Annotated in this window: 2 protein-coding genes; both read left to right on the top strand. The window is 62.2% G+C overall.

Annotated features, from left to right (window positions below):
* On the top strand, positions 1-347 hold a 347-nt coding region (locus RVY79_RS16765; RefSeq protein WP_317465607.1), incomplete at its 5' end, for a hypothetical protein.
* Positions 348-400: 53 nt separating this feature from the next.
* A partial coding sequence (locus RVY79_RS16760; RefSeq protein WP_317465606.1) for a hypothetical protein occupies positions 401-780 on the top strand: 380 nt, incomplete at its 3' end.

Genomic DNA, 780 nt, shown 5'->3' with positions numbered 1-780 from the left:
GCCCGGCCGATACGTCGATCTTCGACACGCAGAACGGCAATTGCATCGCCGATGACATGGCAAAGGAGCGTGTCCGGTGGAACAAGGCTGATAAGTCGCCAGGCAGCCGGAAGAACGGCTGGGAAATGATCCGCAAGCTGCTCAAGCAGGCGAGCGGGAACGAATTGCCTGGCTTCTACGTGTTCAACACCTGCACACACATCATCCGGACGCTGCCTGTGCTTCCGCGCGACCAGCGCGACCAAGACGACGTTGACACTGCGGCCGAAGACCACGCATCTGATGTAGTCCGGTACCGCTGCAGCGCCAAGAAAACCGAAACAACTGTCGAGCCGCTGGCCGCATAACTGAAAACCCACGCATGAGCGACGTCCGCACACCATCTAAGGCCGTGTCAGCAATGGCCGAAGACTGGCCGCTGATCGATGCCCTCATGGGCGGCACATCGGCCATGCGCAAGGCTGGCAAGCTGTATCTGCCGCAGTGGCCGAACGAGCTGGACGATGCCTACAAGAACCGCGTAGCCACGGCGACCCTGTTCCCGGCGTTCTCGCGTACGGTCGAGGTTCTGACGGGCAAGCCGTTCGCCAAGCCGATCACCTACGGTGATGACGTGCCTGCGCGCATCAAGGAATGGTCGGAGGACATCGATCTCCAGGGCCGCAACCTGCACAGCTTCGCCGACAGCCTGTGCATGGAGGCGCTGGCGCGCGGGATTGGCGGCATCCTGGTCGACTTCCCCAGAACGACGGACAAGCGCGCCCGCCATGGCCTGCAAAG

It is taken from the genome of Chromohalobacter sp. HP20-39 (assembly GCF_033052815.1).
In the GTDB taxonomy this organism is placed as follows: Bacteria; Pseudomonadota; Gammaproteobacteria; order Pseudomonadales; family Halomonadaceae; genus Chromohalobacter.
This window is presented reverse-complemented; position numbering and strand designations above follow the sequence as displayed.